This is a genomic window from Paeniglutamicibacter sp. NPDC012692 (genome assembly GCF_042901625.1).
Lineage (GTDB): Bacteria > Actinomycetota > Actinomycetes > Actinomycetales > Micrococcaceae > Paeniglutamicibacter.
This window is the reverse complement of record NZ_JBIBDE010000003.1, coordinates 403777-421382: the sequence shown is the minus strand read 5'-3', so window position 1 is coordinate 421382 and position 17606 is coordinate 403777. Positions and strand designations below refer to the sequence as shown.

The 17606-nt window shown below is 63.6% G+C and carries 15 protein-coding genes; 6 read left to right on the top strand and 9 right to left on the bottom strand.

Going from position 1 to position 17606, the window contains the following annotated elements; translation table 11 throughout:
* Positions 1-94 precede the first annotated feature (94 nt).
* The 7 genes from ACFY5D_RS13865 to ACFY5D_RS13835 form a co-directional block, all read right to left on the bottom strand.
* The gene (locus tag ACFY5D_RS13865; RefSeq protein ID WP_387531055.1) at positions 95-463 is read right to left on the bottom strand and encodes a hypothetical protein; all 369 of its coding nucleotides are present in this window, start codon (positions 461-463) and stop codon (positions 95-97) included.
* A gap of 79 nt (positions 464-542) precedes the next feature.
* Positions 543-965: an organic hydroperoxide resistance protein gene (locus ACFY5D_RS13860; RefSeq protein ID WP_387530723.1), complete on the bottom strand. Its 423-nt coding sequence runs from the start codon at positions 963-965 to the stop codon at positions 543-545.
* Positions 966-1046: 81 nt separating this feature from the next.
* Entirely contained in the window at positions 1047-1487 is a 441-nt protein-coding gene (locus tag ACFY5D_RS13855; protein ID WP_387530721.1) for a MarR family winged helix-turn-helix transcriptional regulator, read from the bottom strand.
* A 257-nt stretch (positions 1488-1744) separates the two neighbouring features.
* Positions 1745-2968 carry an MFS transporter gene (locus ACFY5D_RS13850; RefSeq protein ID WP_387530718.1) on the bottom strand — a complete coding sequence of 408 codons (1224 nt, stop codon included), beginning with the start codon at positions 2966-2968 and terminating at the stop codon, positions 1745-1747.
* Between the two features lie 128 nt (positions 2969-3096).
* A complete protein-coding gene (locus ACFY5D_RS13845; RefSeq protein WP_387530715.1) occupies positions 3097-4818 on the bottom strand; it encodes a DUF6297 family protein in 1722 nt (573 codons plus the stop codon).
* A complete protein-coding gene (locus ACFY5D_RS13840) occupies positions 4811-5503 on the bottom strand; it encodes an ATP-binding cassette domain-containing protein (RefSeq protein WP_387530712.1) in 693 nt (230 codons plus the stop codon). The genes ACFY5D_RS13845 and ACFY5D_RS13840 overlap by 8 nt, the downstream gene beginning before the upstream one ends.
* A 182-nt stretch (positions 5504-5685) precedes the next feature.
* A complete protein-coding gene (locus ACFY5D_RS13835) occupies positions 5686-6408 on the bottom strand; it encodes a queuosine precursor transporter (RefSeq protein ID WP_387530709.1) in 723 nt (240 codons plus the stop codon).
* A 273-nt stretch (positions 6409-6681) separates the two neighbouring features.
* On the opposite strand from ACFY5D_RS13835, the gene ACFY5D_RS13830 reads away from it, so the two are divergent.
* From ACFY5D_RS13830 to ACFY5D_RS13810, 5 genes are all read left to right on the top strand, one after another.
* Positions 6682-7353: a TetR/AcrR family transcriptional regulator gene (locus ACFY5D_RS13830; protein WP_387530707.1), complete on the top strand. Its 672-nt coding sequence runs from the start codon at positions 6682-6684 to the stop codon at positions 7351-7353.
* Between the two features lie 196 nt (positions 7354-7549).
* Positions 7550-8206 (top strand): hypothetical protein, encoded by a 657-nt coding sequence (locus ACFY5D_RS13825; protein ID WP_387530704.1) that lies wholly within the window; start codon positions 7550-7552, stop codon positions 8204-8206.
* Between the two features lie 186 nt (positions 8207-8392).
* Positions 8393-9217: a bifunctional hydroxymethylpyrimidine kinase/phosphomethylpyrimidine kinase gene (thiD, locus tag ACFY5D_RS13820; RefSeq protein ID WP_387530701.1), complete on the top strand. Its 825-nt coding sequence runs from the start codon at positions 8393-8395 to the stop codon at positions 9215-9217.
* A gap of 408 nt (positions 9218-9625) precedes the next feature.
* Positions 9626-12955: a S8 family serine peptidase gene (locus ACFY5D_RS13815; RefSeq protein WP_387530698.1), complete on the top strand. Its 3330-nt coding sequence runs from the start codon at positions 9626-9628 to the stop codon at positions 12953-12955.
* Positions 12956-13119: 164 nt separating this feature from the next.
* Positions 13120-14319, top strand: a complete 1200-nt coding sequence (locus ACFY5D_RS13810) for a serine hydrolase domain-containing protein (RefSeq protein WP_387530695.1) — start codon at positions 13120-13122, stop codon at positions 14317-14319.
* Here the strand turns inward: ACFY5D_RS13810 and ACFY5D_RS13805 are convergent.
* Positions 14316-15596: a glycoside hydrolase family 3 N-terminal domain-containing protein gene (locus ACFY5D_RS13805; RefSeq protein WP_387530692.1), complete on the bottom strand. Its 1281-nt coding sequence runs from the start codon at positions 15594-15596 to the stop codon at positions 14316-14318. The two genes, ACFY5D_RS13810 and ACFY5D_RS13805, sit on opposite strands and share 4 nt — an antisense overlap.
* Positions 15597-15767: 171 nt before the next feature.
* On the opposite strand from ACFY5D_RS13805, the gene ACFY5D_RS13800 reads away from it, so the two are divergent.
* A complete protein-coding gene (locus ACFY5D_RS13800) occupies positions 15768-16214 on the top strand; it encodes a hypothetical protein (protein ID WP_387530689.1) in 447 nt (148 codons plus the stop codon).
* Here the strand turns inward: ACFY5D_RS13800 and ACFY5D_RS13795 are convergent.
* Positions 16211-17488, bottom strand: a complete 1278-nt coding sequence (locus tag ACFY5D_RS13795; RefSeq protein ID WP_387530686.1) for a Y-family DNA polymerase — start codon at positions 17486-17488, stop codon at positions 16211-16213. The genes ACFY5D_RS13800 and ACFY5D_RS13795 overlap by 4 nt on opposite strands.
* Positions 17489-17606: the final 118 nt, after the last annotated feature.

Here is a 17606-nt window from a genome sequence, read left to right as displayed (position 1 = left end):
AACCGACGCGGCATCCCCTGCCCTCGTATCTTGATGCGGCTCCCGGTCCGGGCAAGCGTGGCTTGCTACTGCACCGGCGAACGCGTCGCCTCAGTCAGCGGGCGCGCGGACGATCCCGCCAGGCCGCCGTGGACCACAGCGCCGCCGCAACCAGCAAGGGTTGAAAGAACAGCCGGACCAGGCGTTTGGTGTCGGTGTCCAGGCCGAACGCCTCACGGGCGTGCACCCACTGCGCAATGTTGCCCGGAAACACGGCAATGAAGAACAAGGCAACCACCCAGCCCACGGGGATGCGCCGTTTGGCCAGCAGGATCAACGCCGCTCCCAGGGAAATTTCAATGATTCCGGAGGCCACAACCACCGCGTCGCCGTTGAGCGGGACAAAGGCAGGTACTTGCGCCAGGAATTCTTCCCGGGCAAAGGTCAGGTGGCCGATCCCGGCCCCGACGAGGAGCCCGCCCATGGCGATTCGAGCGCCCGAGCGCCCGCGTGAGGTCGGCGCCTGGGCTTGAAGGAACCGGGCAAGGAACCCTTTGGACGGATCAGTCATCTGATACGAGCACCGTGACTTCGATGTTGCCGCGGGTGGCGTTCGAGTATGGGCAGACAAGGTGCGCAGCATCGGCGAGTTCCTGGGCCTCTTCGTGCGGCATGTCCGGAATGACCACTTCGAGCACGACCGCCAACTGGTAGCCTCCCTCTCCGTTGCTTCCGATCGTGACGCGTCCACCCACACTCGAGTTCTCGACCTTGGTTTTCCGGCTGCGGGCAACTGCGTGCAGCGCCGAGTGGAAGCATGCGGCGAATCCCGCGGCGAACAGCTGCTCGGGGTTGGTTCCGGTGCCCGATCCACCCAACTCCCTGGGAGGCGTCATGGCGAGATCGATGCTTCCGTCCGAGGTTGCGACGCGGCCCTCGCGACCCTGGCCGGTGGAGAGCGCTTCGGCTGTGTAGATGGCGTTCATGATTTGTTCCTTTCGAGGGTCGTGAATGCGGCCCATGTTCTTGATGGTGAAACGCTGCGGGAGTTTGCCCGCGCCCGATATCTAGCTGTTGCCCTTGCCGAGTTGGCTCATCGCTGCTGTGAGCTTTTGCAAGGTGTCGATGAGCTCTCGGGCCGATGCCGCGTCCGGAAGGCCCGTGGCGCACGCAATGCTCATGGGGACGTGCCCCAGTTCCTTTCGGAGCTCACTGGCCCGCTGGGTCGGCACGATAGTGACCACCCGGTTGTCTTCATGGACTCGCTTGCGTTCGATCAGGAGTTTCGCCTCCATGCGTCGAAGCAGTGGCGAAAGGGTTCCCGAATCAAGCTGAAGCAGCTCACCAAGCTCGTTCACCGATTTGTCCCCTTCCGACCAGAGGACCACCAGGACCAGATACTGGGGATAGGTCAAGCCCCACGGAGCCAACAACTCCGCGTATGCCCTCGTGGTGGCACGCGTGGCCGAGTACAACGAGAAGCAGACCATTTCATCGACAATTGACATGCTTAACATGGTTGCACACAACTCGGTTGTGCACAACATATATTCTCGAAGTCGCTGTCTTCTCGATGCGCGCGACATCGCACACCTCACGATTTAGAAGGGAAAATTCAAACCGCAGCCAGTTCTCGACCCGCATGAAGCGCGTGGGTGTCCGGTGGCGATCTTCGCCCACGCATTGGCCACGGCACCTGCATCCCAGGCGTCGGAGACCGTCGATCCGCCGTGGTCAGGGCCGGCAATCCGGACCCGCGGGAACCCTAATCCCCTGATGCGGAGGGACGGCGCCGAAGCACCAGGTACAGCCCCAGTGCCACGCAAACAAGGTAGGTAAGGCCCACCGCGATCCATCCCGCGGCGAACCCGCCGGGCGAGCCGATCAGGGCGCCCATGCCAAGCGGCCCGATCGTGAACCCGCCAAACAACCCCGCCGACACCCACCCCGTGGCCGAGCTCATCGAGGCCGCCGGGACACTGCGCAGCAGGCTGGCCATCAGTACCACGGAGACCCCCAGGGCCGAGGCGCCGTGCAACGCGACGGCCAGCCACAGCAGCGGGGCGTAGCCCGTCGCCCCTGCGGCCAGGAACGTCCCGGCACCACAGGTGGCCATGATGGCCAGGAGCAACAGCAGCTTGGGCGCGGAAACCCCTCGACTCATCATCCGGCCCCAGCCCACCCGGGCGCTGACCCCGATGGCTCCGGCCGCGGCGGCGGTGAGCCCGCCAAGCACCAGTGAGAAGCCCAGTTCGCGCACGGCAAAGAGTGGCAGGTACACGTTTGTCGCCTGCACTCCCACGCCGTTCACGAACCCGAAGATGGCCAGGGCAAAAACAACAAAGCGGGTGCTCGGCGCCGGTCTCGAGGATGCGCCCGCGTCAACCCGTTGGGTCGGGCGGGTTTCGACGGGCAACAGCGGATATGTGGAGATCACCCGGACGGCGACGACTCCCAGCAGTGCGGCAACCAGGGCGCCGACCGCACTGGCCCCGTGCCAGCCGATCCACGCGGCCAGTACCGGGAAAGCGAGGCTTGCCACCAATTGGCTGGCCTGCACGCCGGACTGCTTCACCCCGGTCCACCCGATCCGGTAGTCGACCGGCACGCGTTCGGCCAGGATCCTGTTTGTCACCCCGTTGGGAAATGACTGGGCGAATCCCGCAACGGCCGAGGCCACCAGCAACAGAACGTATCCGCCGGGGATCGCCGCAAACACCATGGCCAGTGCGGCAAGGCCAAACACCACCAGCAAGAGGGTCTTGTCCGGTTGCCCGTCGGTGAACCTGGCAAAGACCGCATTTCCGATCGCGGCACACGCAAAGCACACGGTGGCCAGAAGCCCGAACTGCGCTTCACTGATGCCCAATTCGGAAATGACGAGGTCGCTCGTGGCGCTCAAACCGTAGCTCAGGAGCGGGGCGATACCCACCGCCGACAGAAGGATCGCCAAGAGGCTCAGTGGCGGGCGCTCGGCGCGGGTCTCCATGGCGGTCCTTCCGGATCAAGCAGGATGGGAGCCCGGGGCAATCCCGGACCGCTCTCCAGTTTTGCACGGGTGGCCCGAAGCCCGGCGGTCGGTGTCGCCTGTATGAACCGGTAGGCTCCCGCAGCCGCCTAGGAGATCCGCCCATCGAGGCCATGGGCCTTGGAGTTCACCGAAACAGAAGTTCCGACACCCCAAGCGATGGCCGCCACCACTGCGGCGATCACCAGTAGCGTGGGCGGCAGCGGATTTAGGAAGAGCCCCGCGACCAGTGCGATCACGGCAACAACCATGACATCGTAGCCGTAGGCGAAGTGCTGGATCATGGGACCCGTTGCCTGGCCCAGTGCCGCCAGCAACATCACCGAGCCCCAATCCAGAGCCGGCCGGTACGCCAGGCGCACTGCCCCGGCGGCCAACCCCGCGCCGGCAAGTGCACCCAAGACAAGCAGCATCACCAGCGAAGCCGCCTCGGCGGAAACTGCCCAGGCAAGGAACGCCGCAAGGACAATGCCCCAGGGAACCAACAACATGGCTGCCACCGCCGCATGGGCCTGCCGCATGGCGCTGCGTCCCAACGGAATGATCGATTCGAGCGACGGCACGTCGGCTGCCTGGGCGGCCGCCGTGGAGGCAGCCTTCGCCGCCACGCATGAACCGACGACCACTAGGGTTCCCAGGACCAGCGGATGGCCGCCCTGTACGGCAAAGATTCCGGCTGCGGGAACTCCCCACCCTGCCAGGAGCCCCCGCCAGACCTTCGGTGCGCGCAGCAAGACCAAGGCTTCGGCCCGGACCAGCGCCGAATACGGGCCGCGCGCGCGGGATGCCGGAAGCATGCGTGAAAAGGCATCTCCTCCGCGGCGGCGGATGCGCTCCTGTCGGGCAACGCTACGGCGGGTTTCGCCGCCACCCGCCTGATCGATTGCGACCGACAGGGATTTGTCATCCAAAAGTGCCAGGGCTGCACCTGCATACGCACTTGCGGCGCCCCGGGAAACCAATTCACGGCTTGGAATGCGTTGCAGGTGCCGTCGCGACCCCTTGAATGTCCCAGCAACGACAGCCAACATGAGCACTGGAATCCACCACGCACCATCCTGCGCGGCCGCGGGAACGGTGGATGGCAGCACCGCCCAGAATCCTGCCATGGAGCCGGTTCCGGTGAGGCGCAACAGCACATCGGCAGCGTACGCGATGACAACCGCCATGCAGGCTGTGTTCAGCGCGATGCGGAAGTGCCGTCCCCAGCCTCGGGTTTGCGCCAAGACCGCCAGCAATGAAAGCAACACAAAGAGCAGGCCCAGGCTGAGCGCGCCCAGCAGCACCCCTGCGAAGTTTCCTCGCGAGAGACCGCCCAGCACCGTGCCGTATCCGATCGGCAGCCACAAGAGCATGCCGTAGATGCAGGTGGCAACCAGGCGTTGGCGCAGCAGCCGTGCAAGGAAAGGCATCCGATCCACCGGCAGGCTTAGCCACCAATACCCCTGCGCCCGGTCCACCGCGACCGGTCCCAGCCGGGAAATCAGCGAAAGCGCCGCGAGCAGTCCCAGCATTACGAGCGCGGACGCGGCGGATTCACCGGGGACCACACCGATTCCGTTGCGGATGACACCGTTTTGGACGTCTTCCCTCAGAGAAGCGGAAAATGCGTGTGCAATGCCTGCCGCGTAGGCGAAGGCAATAGCGGCGGCGAGCAGAGAAATGTATGCATCCCCCATGCGTTCCCAGAAGTTCTCCCGGCGAACCTTCTTTTCCGCGACGCGATTGCGTTTCCACGGGTCGAAGTCGACTGGCAGGTTGCCGGGCACGGCAAGGGGTTCGCTGCCGGACGTGGCGATGAGGTCAGGCATGTGCGATCGCCGCCGCACCTTCGGCGACGGTGGATGGAACGATGCTCCCGTCGGAAATCACCAGGACGGAGTCGGCCACCGTCGAGAGGAATTCTGCGTCGTGGGTAACCACCAGCAGCGCGGTCCCTGCGTCCACCCGCCGGCGAAGACGTGAGGCCAACGCGGCACGCATCGTCGGGTCCAGGCGCTGTTCCGGTTCATCGAGAACCAGAAGCTGGCAGGGCCGCAACAAGGCGGCGGCCAGGAGCAGTCGCCGTCGTTGGCCTGAGGAAAGGCGTTGCGGAAGTTCGGTTCTGGCAGCAGCAAGGTTAAAGAACTCGAGCTCCCTGTCAACCGCGGCCTGCGGGTCGACCACGGAGTGTCCGCCGGCGATGAGTTGCAGGTGTTCCTCGACGCTGAGTGAGGGGAAGAAGGCGTCCTCGTCGAGGACCACCGAGACTGCTTTGCGATAGATGAAACTGGAATCGTCGGTGAACGAACCCAGGATGAACGATTCTCCGCTCACCGGCTCCTGATAGCCAACGAGGGTTCGCAGCAGCGTTGATTTTCCGGCAGCGTTGAAGCCGACGATGCCCAACGACTGGCCCGGCTCGACCAACAAGTCGATGGGTCCGCACACGTCCTGATGGCCGTATCCAGCTACGAGGCCGGTGGCCCTGAGCAGGTCTCGCGAGGTGCTGTCCATGATTCGACGGTACCCGCAGGTCACAATCGAACCCTTCAGCACTTTGGATGATTTTCTTCGTTTCCATCCTGCGTTAAGGCGGCAACGCAAAGGGCGGCAGCGTTAAGGCGGCAACGCAAAGGGCGGCAGCCCGCTCACCAGTGCTGTGAGTGCGCTGCCGCCCGAACGGGTTCCCTGCCGCCTTATGCGGTTGCGGGCTCCTGCTCCGCCAGCGAGTAGCTTGGCTCGCGGCGCTTGAACCACCGGATGACGAATGCGGTCACGGGAACAAACGCGAATTCCACTGCCGTCTTGTAGAGGAATCCGACCAGCACGTAGTTGATGAACGTGGGTGCGTCGGCGATCCCGATGACTGATGCCGCGATGGAGCAGAAGATCAGGGTGTCGGCGAACTCGCCCACGCCCGTCGAGCCCATCAACCGGCCGACGAGGCCGCGTTCGCCGAATCGCTCCTTCATTTTGACCAGGACCAGGGAATTCAACGTCTGGCCCACCAGGAAGCCCAGCAGCGAGGCCAAGACGATGAGCCAGATCGGGCCGAGCGTGCGCTCAAGCGCTTCCTGCCCGTCGTACCACTCGGCCGCCGGCAGCTCGATCATGATCCAGAAGCAGAGCGTGGAGAATGCCGCCAGCACGAAGGTCGTGATGATCGCCCGGCGTGCGATCTTGAATCCGTAGACCTCGGAGATGACGTCACCCAGGATGTAGGCCAGCGGGAAGAGGAAGAACCCGCCGTCGGTGACGATCGGGCCAAAGGTGACGCCCTTGGCCGCACCGATGTTGGAAAGTATGACAACCACCGCCATCAAGGCCAGCACGGTGGAGAAGTAGGGGCTTCCTGCTGCCGCGAAAACAGCGCGCGAAGCCTTTGGACGTTGTGAAAGTGAGGCGGAGATTTCGCCCATGGTTATACCCAATCGAAGAAGTGGTTCGCCAAGTCACTCCCGGGCAGCATTCTTCCCGCGATTCGAACAGGTTTCGGCGGGTCGATTGCGGGCCACTGTGGAGCACTCGCTGTATTAGCACTTGAGGTTCAAGTATCCCACGGCGTTTTTCCGGGTCAATTGCGCTTTTCCGACCGCTGCACGCAATTTTGGTCACGCTTACCCCGCCAAAGTGTGACCTGCGCCACGAAATCCGCATATTGAACATGTTCAAAAACGACTATGATGGTCTGCATGCCTAATGAATCAAGGGGTCACGTGGCGCACCAAACCGCAAAGGGCGCCGAAACTCGCCAATTGTTGCTAAACACCGCCCTCCGACTCTTCGCTGAAGACGGCTTTTCCGGAACCACGATGCGCGCCATTGCAAGGGAATCGGGCCTTTCGCTGGGAAACGCCTACTACTACTTTGATTCCAAGGATGAGATCGTCCACGAGCTCTATCGGGGCCTTGCCGAACAGCATCGAGCGGCCACCTGGCCGCTGTTGGTCGAAGGCAATAACCTTGAGACAAATGTGCGCCTGGCCCTGGAAAAGAACCTCGAAATCCTGGCTCCGTTTCACGAGTTTGGACCTTCGTTTATTCGCACGGCGTTTTCCGGGCCGCAGGGGGATCCCGGCGACATCCACCGGGCGCAGGAGCTCGGCTTGTGGCGCCAGGTCGTCACTGCCTCCAGGCCGCTGCCGCCGCTGGCCATCAGGCAGGACCTTCCCCAATTGCTGTGGCTTATCCAGCGCGGCATTTTCCTCTTCTGGGCCCACGACTCTTCCCCCGGCGCAAAACGAAGCTTCAGGCTCGTGAAAAACGTGGCGCCGGTGGTCGCCAGGTTGACGGTCCTGTCCCGCATGCCGGTGGTCCGGACGATCCTCGACGACGTCCTTTCGCTGGTGCGAACGGCGAACTGACTCCGGAGACCCCACCCAGCGGCAACAGCATCGAGACCTGAAGGCGTGGTCACGTCTCTCCACGCCTTCAGGCATGAGGCGTAGAGTCGAACTTGAAGTCAGGCGAGGGAAACCACAATCCGGCTCAACGCGATGCGGTTCGTCTCATCACCTTCACTGGCTTCCAGGTTTCAGCAGATACATGAGGAGACAACAAATGCCATCCGAACCCAAGAATCTTCCAAGCTGGGTCCGCGAGCTTGCGCCGCTCAAGGATCGCACCATCACCAACGACTACTCCTCCGAGCTGCACAGCGTCGGCACCGCAAACGGCGACTTCGAGGTGCTGCGCTGGTGGCCGGCCCGAGACGAGGTGCCTTCCCTCAACAATCTGATGTCGGAACGGGCTCAGGGGCGCGCCGCGCAGCTGACTTTACTTGGAACGCCCGATGAAACCGTCGTCGGCGAGCTGGCAACCCATGGGTGGAGCGTCAAGGGACACCATGTCCTTTTGGCTGCAACCACCGATGACGTGGAACAAGTGGCAAGCCTCCCGGAGACTGCCACGCTTTTCGAGGCGCCCATGGACGACTACGACGTCGTGGAAATTGCGGATTTCGATGCACCGGCGGGACGCGGTCGCATCCGCTTTGCCGAGGGCTTCGCACTGTTGAGTGAGCCCGAAATCATGTCCGCCAGCAATGCCGAACAATTCCGCTCCGCAATCATCGCCAATCTGGCAGCTTCGGCCTCGAGGCAGGGCCTGCCATGGCTGTTCATGGTCGCGGAAGCCGACAATTCCGCGGGAACCCGTGGCCTTCGCGGCCCTGGCTGGTCAAACGCAACCTTGATCACCACCTTTACGCGCAACTAAACCCATTTTCCCTCCCGGAAACCCTCGGCACGGACTTCACCGAACTCCACCGAGGCCTTTGATATGCCCCGGGCAAGGTGAGGCCCTCAACCTGGCATGTCGGCCTGGAACTGCGCGCAGGCACCGCGGGCATCGTCGACCTCTCCGATGAAGGCGGCGCCCTCCAACCGCCCTAAACTAGAAAACATGACTTCTGCCTCCAACGGGATTCGTCCCGCCATTACTTTGACCATCGCAGGCTCCGAGGCCACCGGCGGCGCCGGTGCGCAGGCCGACCTCAAGACCTTCCAGGAATTGGGCACCTACGGCATCACCGCCTTGACGTGCATCGTGTCATTCGATCCGAAGGACAACTGGAACCACCGCTTCGTTCCGGTGGAAACCCAGGTCATCGCCGACCAGCTCGAGGCAATCCAGACCTGCTACGCAGAGGACCTCAAGACAGTAAAGCTCGGCATGATGGGCTCCCCCGCCACCATCAACACCGTGGCCGCAGCCCTGCGCAACCAGGAATGGGACAACATCGTTTTGGATCCCGTACTGATCTGCAAGGGCCAGGAACCCGGCCACGCGCTGGACACCGATGAAGCGCTCAAGGCCAACCTGCTGCCGCTGGCAACCTTCGTCACCCCCAACCACTTCGAGGCGGAATCGCTCTCGGGCATCACCATCAACAACGTTGACGACCTGACCGCCGCGGCAAAGAAGATCCACGAGCTCTCGGGGGCCGCAGTCCTGGCCAAGGGCGGCGTCCGCCTGTCCGGCAGCGAAGCAGTGGATGTCTACTACGACGGCGAAACCCTGGAGGTGCTCTCCGCACCCAAGGTCGGCGAAGTTGCCGTATCGGGCGCCGGTTGCTCGCTTGCAGCGGCAATCACCGCCGAACTGGCCAAGGGCGCAACCCCGCTTGAGGCTGCACGCAATGCCAAGGCGTTTGTCACCGAAGGCATCAAGAACCGTGTTTCCTCGGCGGCGCCGTTCGACGCCCTGTGGCAGGGTGGCGCGCGCTAGACCCCAGCCATAACCTGCAACCCAGCAGGCTAAACCGCGGCATCCAAACGGTGGCCTCATTCATTGAATGAGGCCACCGTTTGGCATTCCCCCAACACGCGATGTCGCATGCGGATTTGCCCTCGCGTTCGGCGCCCTTGCCCGGTACCGCACACGAGGGCAGCCCCGCGCTGAAGACCCGTTCCCCCAAGGAACACGTCTTCGCAGCAGACATTACTAATCAAGCCCGACGTTTTGATCATCGGTCCCGTCAAACGGAGGACCGCATGTGTACAAAAGTACATATTTTGACACGTTCTCAAACAACTCCTTGAGATATGGGCTGGCTCACATAGTATTTCGCTTGTGACTTGCACGCTCTTTGGCTGCACATCCCACTCATCACTCCCACTGAATTCAAGGAGAACTATGATCAACCCGCGTCGCGCCAAACTCGCGCGGACGATCTTGGCTTCGGCCACCGGGCTAGCCCTGGCCGTCACCATGTCAGTCCCGTCCCTTGCGACACCACCCGTCGTTGACCCGCCTCCGGGCGGTGACGCCCCTTCGCTTGGCGGTCTTGCATCCAAAGACCTGAAATCCCTCAAGGTCGCGGGATCCTTGAAGAAGGCTCAGGGGGACGTTTCGGTCTTCGTCCAGTTCGAAGGCGAAGGCGCCTTCGCAGCCACCCAGCCCGCGGCTGCCGCGGCCTCCGGAAGCGCGCTGGTCAAGGACCCTGCCAAGGTCAAGAAGATCCGCGACGGAATCAAGGCCCAGGGCAGGACGGCGGCCAAGGCGGCCGACGCAAAGGTCATCTACACGACCACCAACGCGATTCCCGGCGTGGCGCTGCATGGCGACGCCGATGCGTTGCGTGCATTGTCCGCGCGCAGCGACGTCAAGAAGATCACGGCGATCGTTCCCAAGACCCCGGACAACAAGAACTCTGATCTTGACACCAAGGTCGTCGAGGCATGGAGCGCCCTGAAGCAGACGGGCAAGGGCGTGACCATTGCCGTGCTCGACACGGGCATCGACTACACCCACGCATCATTCGGCGGTCCCGGCACCCTCGAGGCATACGAAGAGGCACAGTCCTCCACCTCGTTGCCGGCCAAGGACTCCGGGCTCTACGACACCGACAAGTTCATTGGCGGATGGGACCTCGTCGGCGACGACTACAACGCCGACCCGCGTTCCCCGGGATACCAGCCGGTTCCCAAGCCGGACTCAAACCCGCTGGACTGCTCCTCCGCGGGACACGGCTCCCACGTGGCCGGCACGGCCGCCGGATATGGCGTCGACGGCGACGGCAGCACCTATGAAGGGGACTTCACCAAGCTCACCAGCGAGGACGTCTCCTCCATGCGCATCGGCCCGGGCAGCGCCCCCGAGGCCGCCCTGGTCGGCATCCGCGTCTTCGGTTGCGCAGGCTCCTCCGACGTGGTCGGCCAGGCTCTCGACTACGTGCTCGACCCCAACAACGACGGCAACTTCGATGACCGGGCCCAGATCATCAACATGTCACTGGGCTCCGACCAGTCCCCCGCAGACGACCCGGAAACCGACATCGTCAACGCGCTGGCCAAGCTCGGCATCCTCTCGGTCGTTTCCTCGGGCAATGCCGGGGACATCACCGACATCGGCGGGGCGCCGGGCAATGCCCGTTCCGCGCTCACCGTCGCCAACTCGGTGGGTTCCAAGGCCACCCTGGACGGCATCAGCATCGGCGCACCGTCCGACCTCGCTGGCGTTTCGGCAGGACAGTACTCCTCGAACTTCAAGTACGCCACCGCCGATCCGGCCAAGCTGACCGGCCAGGTCGTCATGGGCCCGACTGACAACCAGTTCGGTTGCAACGCGTTTGCCCCCGGTTCGCTGGCCGGCAAGTGGGTGTGGCTGAAGTGGAGCGAAAACCTTGCCTTCCCGTGCGGTTCCGCCGTCAGGTTCAACAACGCACAGGCCGCGGGCGCCACCGGTGTCATCCTCGACTCCGAGGTTTCGGTCTTCGAGGCCGGCATCGGCGGCAACGCGACCATCCCGGGCGCCCAGTTCACCCAGGAAAACTCGGATGCCTTGCGTCCGGCCGCCGAGGCCGGAACCTTGAGCGTCTCCCTTGATCCGGCAATGATCGGCACTGCCTCGGTCGATTCGGGCCTCGGCAACACGCTGAACTCGTCCTCCTCCCGCGGCGTCCACGGTTCCGAAGGAATCGTCAAGCCTGATGTCGCAGCCCCCGGCACCTCGATTGGTTCCGTCGGCGTCGGCAGCGGCAGCGGCGCATCCGTGAAGTCGGGAACCTCGATGGCAGCCCCGCACGCAGCGGGCATCGCCGCCCTGGTTGCGGCCAGCGGCAAGTACACCCCCTACCAGATCAAGTCGATCGTGATGAACACCGCCTCGGCCGACGTCTTGGCACCCAACGGCAAGGCCTACGGCCCCAACCGCGTGGGTTCGGGACGCGTCATCGCCTCGGCGGCGCTGGACACCCCCGCCTACGCCTTCGCCTCCGACGCCCCCGATCTGACCTCCGTGGTCTTCGGTGTCATCGAACTGGACAAGAAGAAGTACAAGGCTTCCAAGTCCATCACCGTGGTCAACAAGTCCTCCAAGACCCAGACCTACAACGTGAAGTACGTTCCCTCCACCGAGATCCCGGGTGCCAGCTACTCGTTGAGCGACCGAAGCGTGACGCTCAGGGCAGGCAAGAGCACCAAGGTCAAGGTCACCCTGAACATCGACGCCAGGAAGTACGCCAAGACCCTGGACCCGACAATGGACCGCACCCAGCTGGGTGTGCCGCGTGCCTGGGTGAGCGACGTTTCCGGCCGTGTGGAGCTGAGCGGTTCCTCGGTCCCGACCTTGCGCGTTCCGGTCCACGCGGCGCCCAAGCTGGCCTCCGACATGGAGGTCGATGACTCGATCGAGTTCAAGAAGGGCGCCACCACCGCCAAGGTTGAACTCGAAGGCGACGACATCCGTGCAGGCCAGGGCGACACCCAGGTGGTTTCGCTGGTTTCGGCCTTCGAATTCGGCGCTTCGTCCCCGCGCCAGGGCAAGATCCTTGACTCGACCCCGGGCGGACGCGAAATGGATCTGCAGTACGTTGGCGCGGCTTCCACGGCCCCGACCACCGGAGCCGCAGACGGCTTGCTGAACTTCGGCGTCAGCACCTGGGGCAACTGGGCGCACCTCGCCGGCGGCACCGAGGTCGACATCGAAATCGACACCAACGGCGACGGCGTGGCCGACTTCCTGACGTTCAACACCACCGCCGAGGACCTGGACCTGGACGTCGTTGCAACGTACGACATGCGCACCTTCAAGCAGGTCGACATGCAGCTGCTCAACGGCCTGCCGGGAAGCGTCGACAGCAACACGTTCGACACCAACGCCGCGACCTTCCCGGTATCGCTCAAGGCACTGGGCCTGAACGGGACCAGCGCGCCGATCAAGTACCGCGTGGCCACGTACTCGCAGTACAACACCGACGAGTCCGGCCAGAACGTGCCGGTGGACGGGACCAACTGGATCAGCTTTGATGCAATTGCCCCGACCCTGTCCTTCGCGGGAGCGGGCACCGTGTTCGCTGACCTGGACAACACCACGTTGACCGCACAATTGAAGGCCGGCACCAAGGCGACGCAGGCACTGTTCCTGCACCTCCACAATGCCACCGGAAACCTGAGCGGCAAGAACAAGAACGCCACGGGAGACCGTGCCGAGGTTGTGAAGGTGGAAATCAGCACCAAGAAATAGGTCCCCGGGGATCTAGCCGTACCGGGTGAAAACCCGCATCGGCGACCCGAATGCGGCGCGGCCGGATTCGCGGCGGAGTGATTTCCGCGGCGGAACCGCCCGCGCCGTTGGTGTTCCGCCCGGCGGTATCCGCAAAGCCGCGGCGCACCCGTAGGCTGGGGCGCATGGAAGAGTCGCGCGCGTTGGAGGATCTTCTCGCCCTGCTGCCCAGCGGGTCGGTCGCCGCCTACCGCGGCCCCGAGGAGCCGTTCGGGAACATCAGCCACAGCGGATCCACCGAACCCCTTCCGGTGTACAGCGTGACAAAGATGTTCATCGCCGCGGGCGTCCTGCGGGCCATGGACGCAGGTGTCCTGAAACTTTCCGATTCGTTGGCCTCGCGCCTCGAGGGTGCGCCGGCCGGGTGCACCATCCGCGAGGTCCTGCACCACACCGCGGGGCTGGGCAACTACACGGCCCACCCCGACTACGTCCGGGCCGTCGCCGAAGTGCCGGGAGAACCCTGGTCCTTGGACCGCATCGCCGCTGTCAGCGCCCCCGGATCGCGGGGCCGTTTCGAGTACAGCAATACCGGCTTTTGGTACTTGGGGGCCATGCTCGAACAGGTCTCGGGAATGGCACTGGGCCAATACCTTCACCGGGAGGTGTTCGAACCGGCGAACATGATGGACACCCGTTATCCCGAGCTTGAAACCTCGATCACGCCCAGCGGCTATTCCACGTTGTGGGCCGGCCCCGCGGGGGCATCGTTCTCCACGCCCGCCGACCTCCTGCGCTTCCAGCAGTTTGTCCTCGGCGTCGAATCCTATTGGTCGCCGCCGTTGGGCGCCGCGGCAACCGAGGAATTCTTCGCCTCGGTTCCGGTGCCGCCCCAGGATCCCTGGCGGGTTCCGCGCTACGGTGCCGGGGTCATGACGGATCCGGCCCTGGGAATCTGGGGGCACGGCGGCTCAGGTCCCGGGTACCGCAGCGCGGTCTTCAGCCGATTCGGCAACCGGGCTACTGCCGCAATAATCTGCCCTGGGGCCGGGTCATTCGAGGCAGAGGAAACACTGGTGAATCTTCTGGGACGGAGGGGAGTGAAGACGCTGACGTTCGCGCCGGATTGCGGCATGAAGTGGCCGTTCTGGGGCGAGGACCGGGTCTTGGAGCTGGAACCCTACGAATTGGGACTGAGTCAGGAACTGATCTCAAGGATCCGGACATGGATGGATGACTGGGACCGGCACTTCCACCATGAAAACGGGTGGGCCGATGAGGCCACCCGTGTGGCGTCGCGCCTCGAACGGCTAGCTATCCAGGATGCCATCCGGGCCGAAGCCGGCGACTACTTGGATGTTGTCGACGATGTCTTCTTCGACTAGCCGGCGGCCTTGGTTTTCAGGACCGTCAGTGCCGCCTGGTCGATTTGCTTGGCGAATTCCGGATCCTTCATGGCTTTCTTGGCCAAGGCGTCGGCCATTGTCGCGGTCTTGCCGGAGTCCACGCACAGCAGCATGGTGCCTCCCGCTTCGAAGAAGCGCAACGCACGCTCACCCAACCCCCACGGCGAAAGCTGGTTTGCCTCGCACACATCGTCGGACACGACGATGCCCTCGAACCCGAGGTCGCTTCGGAGCATGTCCCTCATGATGGTCTCGGAAAACGGGGCGATGTTCTCGGCGTCGATTTTGGAGTAGTACGCGTTCGAGACCATGACCCATTGGTTCCCCGCCTGGATGGCGTTCCGGAACGGCTGCAGGTAGTCGTCTTGGCGCGTCGTTTTCGTGTCGGTCACGTTGGAGGCGACATCGGTATTCTTGGTGACCCTCCCCAGTCCCGGAAAGTGCTTGACGACCGGATCCACGCCGGCCGCCAGCATGCCCTCGGAAAATGCCATGGACGAGGCCGAAACCGCTTGCGGGGTGAACCCGAATTGCCTGCCGAAGTGGCCAATGGGCCCGTTCGAGGGGGCGAACTCGGCGCTAGGAACGGTGTCGGCAACCGGTGCCAGGTTGACGTTGATGCCTGCGCCGGCCAATTCCTTGCCCCACGTCGTTGCCTTGGCCTTCAACTCGGAAGGGGCCCAGGTTCCCTGGACCTTGGCCGCGGGCATCGAATCGAACCCGCTGCCCTTGAGAACCTGGACGAGGCCACCTTCTTGGTCCGTGGCAACGTACGGGGCAACCGCAACGTCTTGGGACTTGGCAATTGTCTTTTTCACGCGGTCGACTTCAGCCTTGGTGGCCTCGAGGCCATCGGTGCTGCGGCCTTTCAGGAACACGTTTCCGAGGGAGTGTTCGGCGATGATGTCTCGGTCTTGCGCGCTGCTTCCGGTGGCCGGAAACCCCGTCATCAGGACTTGGCCGATTTTCTCCTCGAGGCTCATCCGCGCCAACAAGGCCTGCGCGTTGCCGGACTCCTGCGCGTTGCCGGACTCCTGCGTTTCGCCGGCGCCGGATTCCGACGCGGGCTTGCTGGATCCCGTTGGTGCGGGCGGCTGGCTTCCGGGCTCGGGAGCCAGGGTTTGTCCGGGCGTCGAAGCCGGGCTCGAAGCCTGTTCCGGGGGCGTGCTGGACGTGCAACCCGATATCAAGAGACACGGGATGGCCAACAACAGCATCACTCCGTATTTTTTTGAAACCGCCTTGCTCAAACTCATCACTGCCCGTCTTCCATTTGCGTCCGTCGTGTTCCAGACTGCCAGATATTTGGTTGGGGCGTTTCCCTTCTGATTGGGCCCAGGCCCTGACAGTCGAGCCTGTGGGCATTGCATTCGAAACTGTCAGCGTGTGCGTCTAGTCTTGGCACAACACGAGCGGAGGAAACGACATTGGTTGATAATTCCTTGGATTGCTTGGCCATAGGCCTTCGATCGATCACCATGGCCGCCAACCCGCAGACCCCCGCCACTCCTGCCGGCCCCGCTGCGCCACCCGACCCATGGACCATGCCCTCGCGTGGCATCGAGTGGTGCGATTGCGGGGAACATCACGACCTGGACAGGGACACCGTGTTGTCCTTCGCGGAGGACGTTGTCGAAGATCGCCAGTGGATGACCCACGACGAAGTCATCGACACTGCCATGGACCTGTGGAACTACATTGCCGTGTGCGAGTTTTTCCTGATGGCCATCCGCGCTTCGACGGTATCCGTCAACGGTGAACCCGCACCGCGGTATCCCTTCGAGCGCGGCCTGGAAATCGTCGCCTATTTCTCCAAGACCTGGCAGGGGTGCCCGGAAGAAATCTGCCGCACGGTTCGTGACCGCGAGGGCTAGGCCCTGACCACGGGCAGTTCGGCCCATTCGGTGGTGAATTTCGGCGACGAGTATTCACGCTTCATCGACCATTTCGGTTCCACGGCGAGCCCTCCCGAACCCAGTCCTATGGCCTTGTCGCCGAATTTCGCCTTGACCGCACCCAGCACATCGCCAACGTGTTTTTCGGAGACCTCGTCCTCGAAAATGCCGAAGGCTTCCTGTCCCGGGTCCGGCTGGAGACCGGAGAGCACGACCCCGCCGCGCACATAGGAAGCGCCTGGGAGCATGATGTCACGCATTGCCGCGCTTGCCAGCCGGGTGAGCAGGATGGGGTCCTGGGTCGGCCTGGGTAGTTTGAGCGTCACCGAAGGGAATGAGGCCTCGCCCGCGGCAAATCGGCTGGTTCCGGCCGTCACGGTGAGAAGCGTCGCCCACAACCCGTCGCCCATGAGGCGGGACGCGCCGCGTTGGGCGTAAATGGACATGACTTCCTGCATGGCATCCAGGGTGGTCACCGGGCTTGAGAACGACCGCGAATACATGATCTGTTGCTTGTCCGCGCGTTCCTCATGGTGGGCGATGCAGGGGGTGCCGTTGAGCTCGAGCACCGTGCGCTGCAGGACCACGGAGAACTTCTTGCGGATATCCGTGACATCGGCGCGCTTCAAGTCGGCGATGCTGGTGATGCCCAGGCCGGCCAGCTTGGTGCCCGTCTTTCCGCCCACTCCCCACAGATCCGTCACGGGAACCCTGGACTGGATCCGCTCGATCAGGTCCGGGTCCATGGAGTCCATCGAACAAACCCCGTTCAAGTGGGCGTTGTGTTTTGCCACGTGGTTGGCGAACTTGGCCAGCGTCTTGGTCGGGGCGACACCCACGCACACCGGCACTCCAACGCTGCGGCCCACGGTGGCCCGGATGCGTGTGGCCAGTTCCCCGAGTTGGTCCGGGGTTCCCTGCACCCCGAGGAACGACTCGTCGATGGAGTAGACCTCCTGCCAGGTGCCGAAGCGCGAGAGCACCTCCATGACGCGGGCGCTCATGTCGCCATAGAGCTCGTAATTGCTGGACCGGGCAACCATGCCGTGGCTGCGCATGAACTGCTTCACCTGGAAGAACGGCGCACCGGTGGTGATGCCCAGGTCCTTGGCTTCCTGCGAGCGCGCGACCACGCAACCGTCGTTGTTGGAAAGCACGACGACGGGACGCCCCACGAGTTTCGGGTCAAAGACGCGTTCGCAGGACACGTAGAAGTTGTTGACATCGATCAGCGCGATGCGTTCGGCGCTCACGGCTGCGGCGCTCCGGCGCCGGCCAGGGGCTTGAACGGGTTCTTCATCGGGCTGCTTCTTGATCGCGTGCGGGTATGCCTCCAGACTAGTCGACCGTCACCATGATTTGGTCGGTCGC

Excerpts from the sequence above, each read along its gene's own strand:
- ACFY5D_RS13865 (WP_387531055.1), bottom strand. The coding sequence starts at position 463 with ATGGGCGGGCTCCTCGTCGGGGCCGGGATCGGCCACCTGACCTTTGCC.
- ACFY5D_RS13860 (WP_387530723.1), bottom strand. The coding sequence starts at position 965 with ATGAACGCCATCTACACAGCCGAAGCGCTCTCCACCGGCCAGGGTCGC.
- ACFY5D_RS13855 (WP_387530721.1), bottom strand. The coding sequence starts at position 1,487 with ATGTCAATTGTCGATGAAATGGTCTGCTTCTCGTTGTACTCGGCCACG.
- ACFY5D_RS13850 (WP_387530718.1), bottom strand. The coding sequence starts at position 2,968 with ATGGAGACCCGCGCCGAGCGCCCGCCACTGAGCCTCTTGGCGATCCTT.
- ACFY5D_RS13845 (WP_387530715.1), bottom strand. The coding sequence starts at position 4,818 with ATGCCTGACCTCATCGCCACGTCCGGCAGCGAACCCCTTGCCGTGCCC.
- ACFY5D_RS13840 (WP_387530712.1), bottom strand. The coding sequence starts at position 5,503 with ATGGACAGCACCTCGCGAGACCTGCTCAGGGCCACCGGCCTCGTAGCT.
- ACFY5D_RS13835 (WP_387530709.1), bottom strand. The coding sequence starts at position 6,408 with ATGGGCGAAATCTCCGCCTCACTTTCACAACGTCCAAAGGCTTCGCGC.
- ACFY5D_RS13830 (WP_387530707.1), top strand. The coding sequence starts at position 6,682 with ATGCCTAATGAATCAAGGGGTCACGTGGCGCACCAAACCGCAAAGGGC.
- ACFY5D_RS13825 (WP_387530704.1), top strand. The coding sequence starts at position 7,550 with ATGCCATCCGAACCCAAGAATCTTCCAAGCTGGGTCCGCGAGCTTGCG.
- thiD (WP_387530701.1), top strand. The coding sequence starts at position 8,393 with ATGACTTCTGCCTCCAACGGGATTCGTCCCGCCATTACTTTGACCATC.
- ACFY5D_RS13815 (WP_387530698.1), top strand. The coding sequence starts at position 9,626 with ATGATCAACCCGCGTCGCGCCAAACTCGCGCGGACGATCTTGGCTTCG.
- ACFY5D_RS13810 (WP_387530695.1), top strand. The coding sequence starts at position 13,120 with ATGGAAGAGTCGCGCGCGTTGGAGGATCTTCTCGCCCTGCTGCCCAGC.
- ACFY5D_RS13805 (WP_387530692.1), bottom strand. The coding sequence starts at position 15,596 with ATGAGTTTGAGCAAGGCGGTTTCAAAAAAATACGGAGTGATGCTGTTG.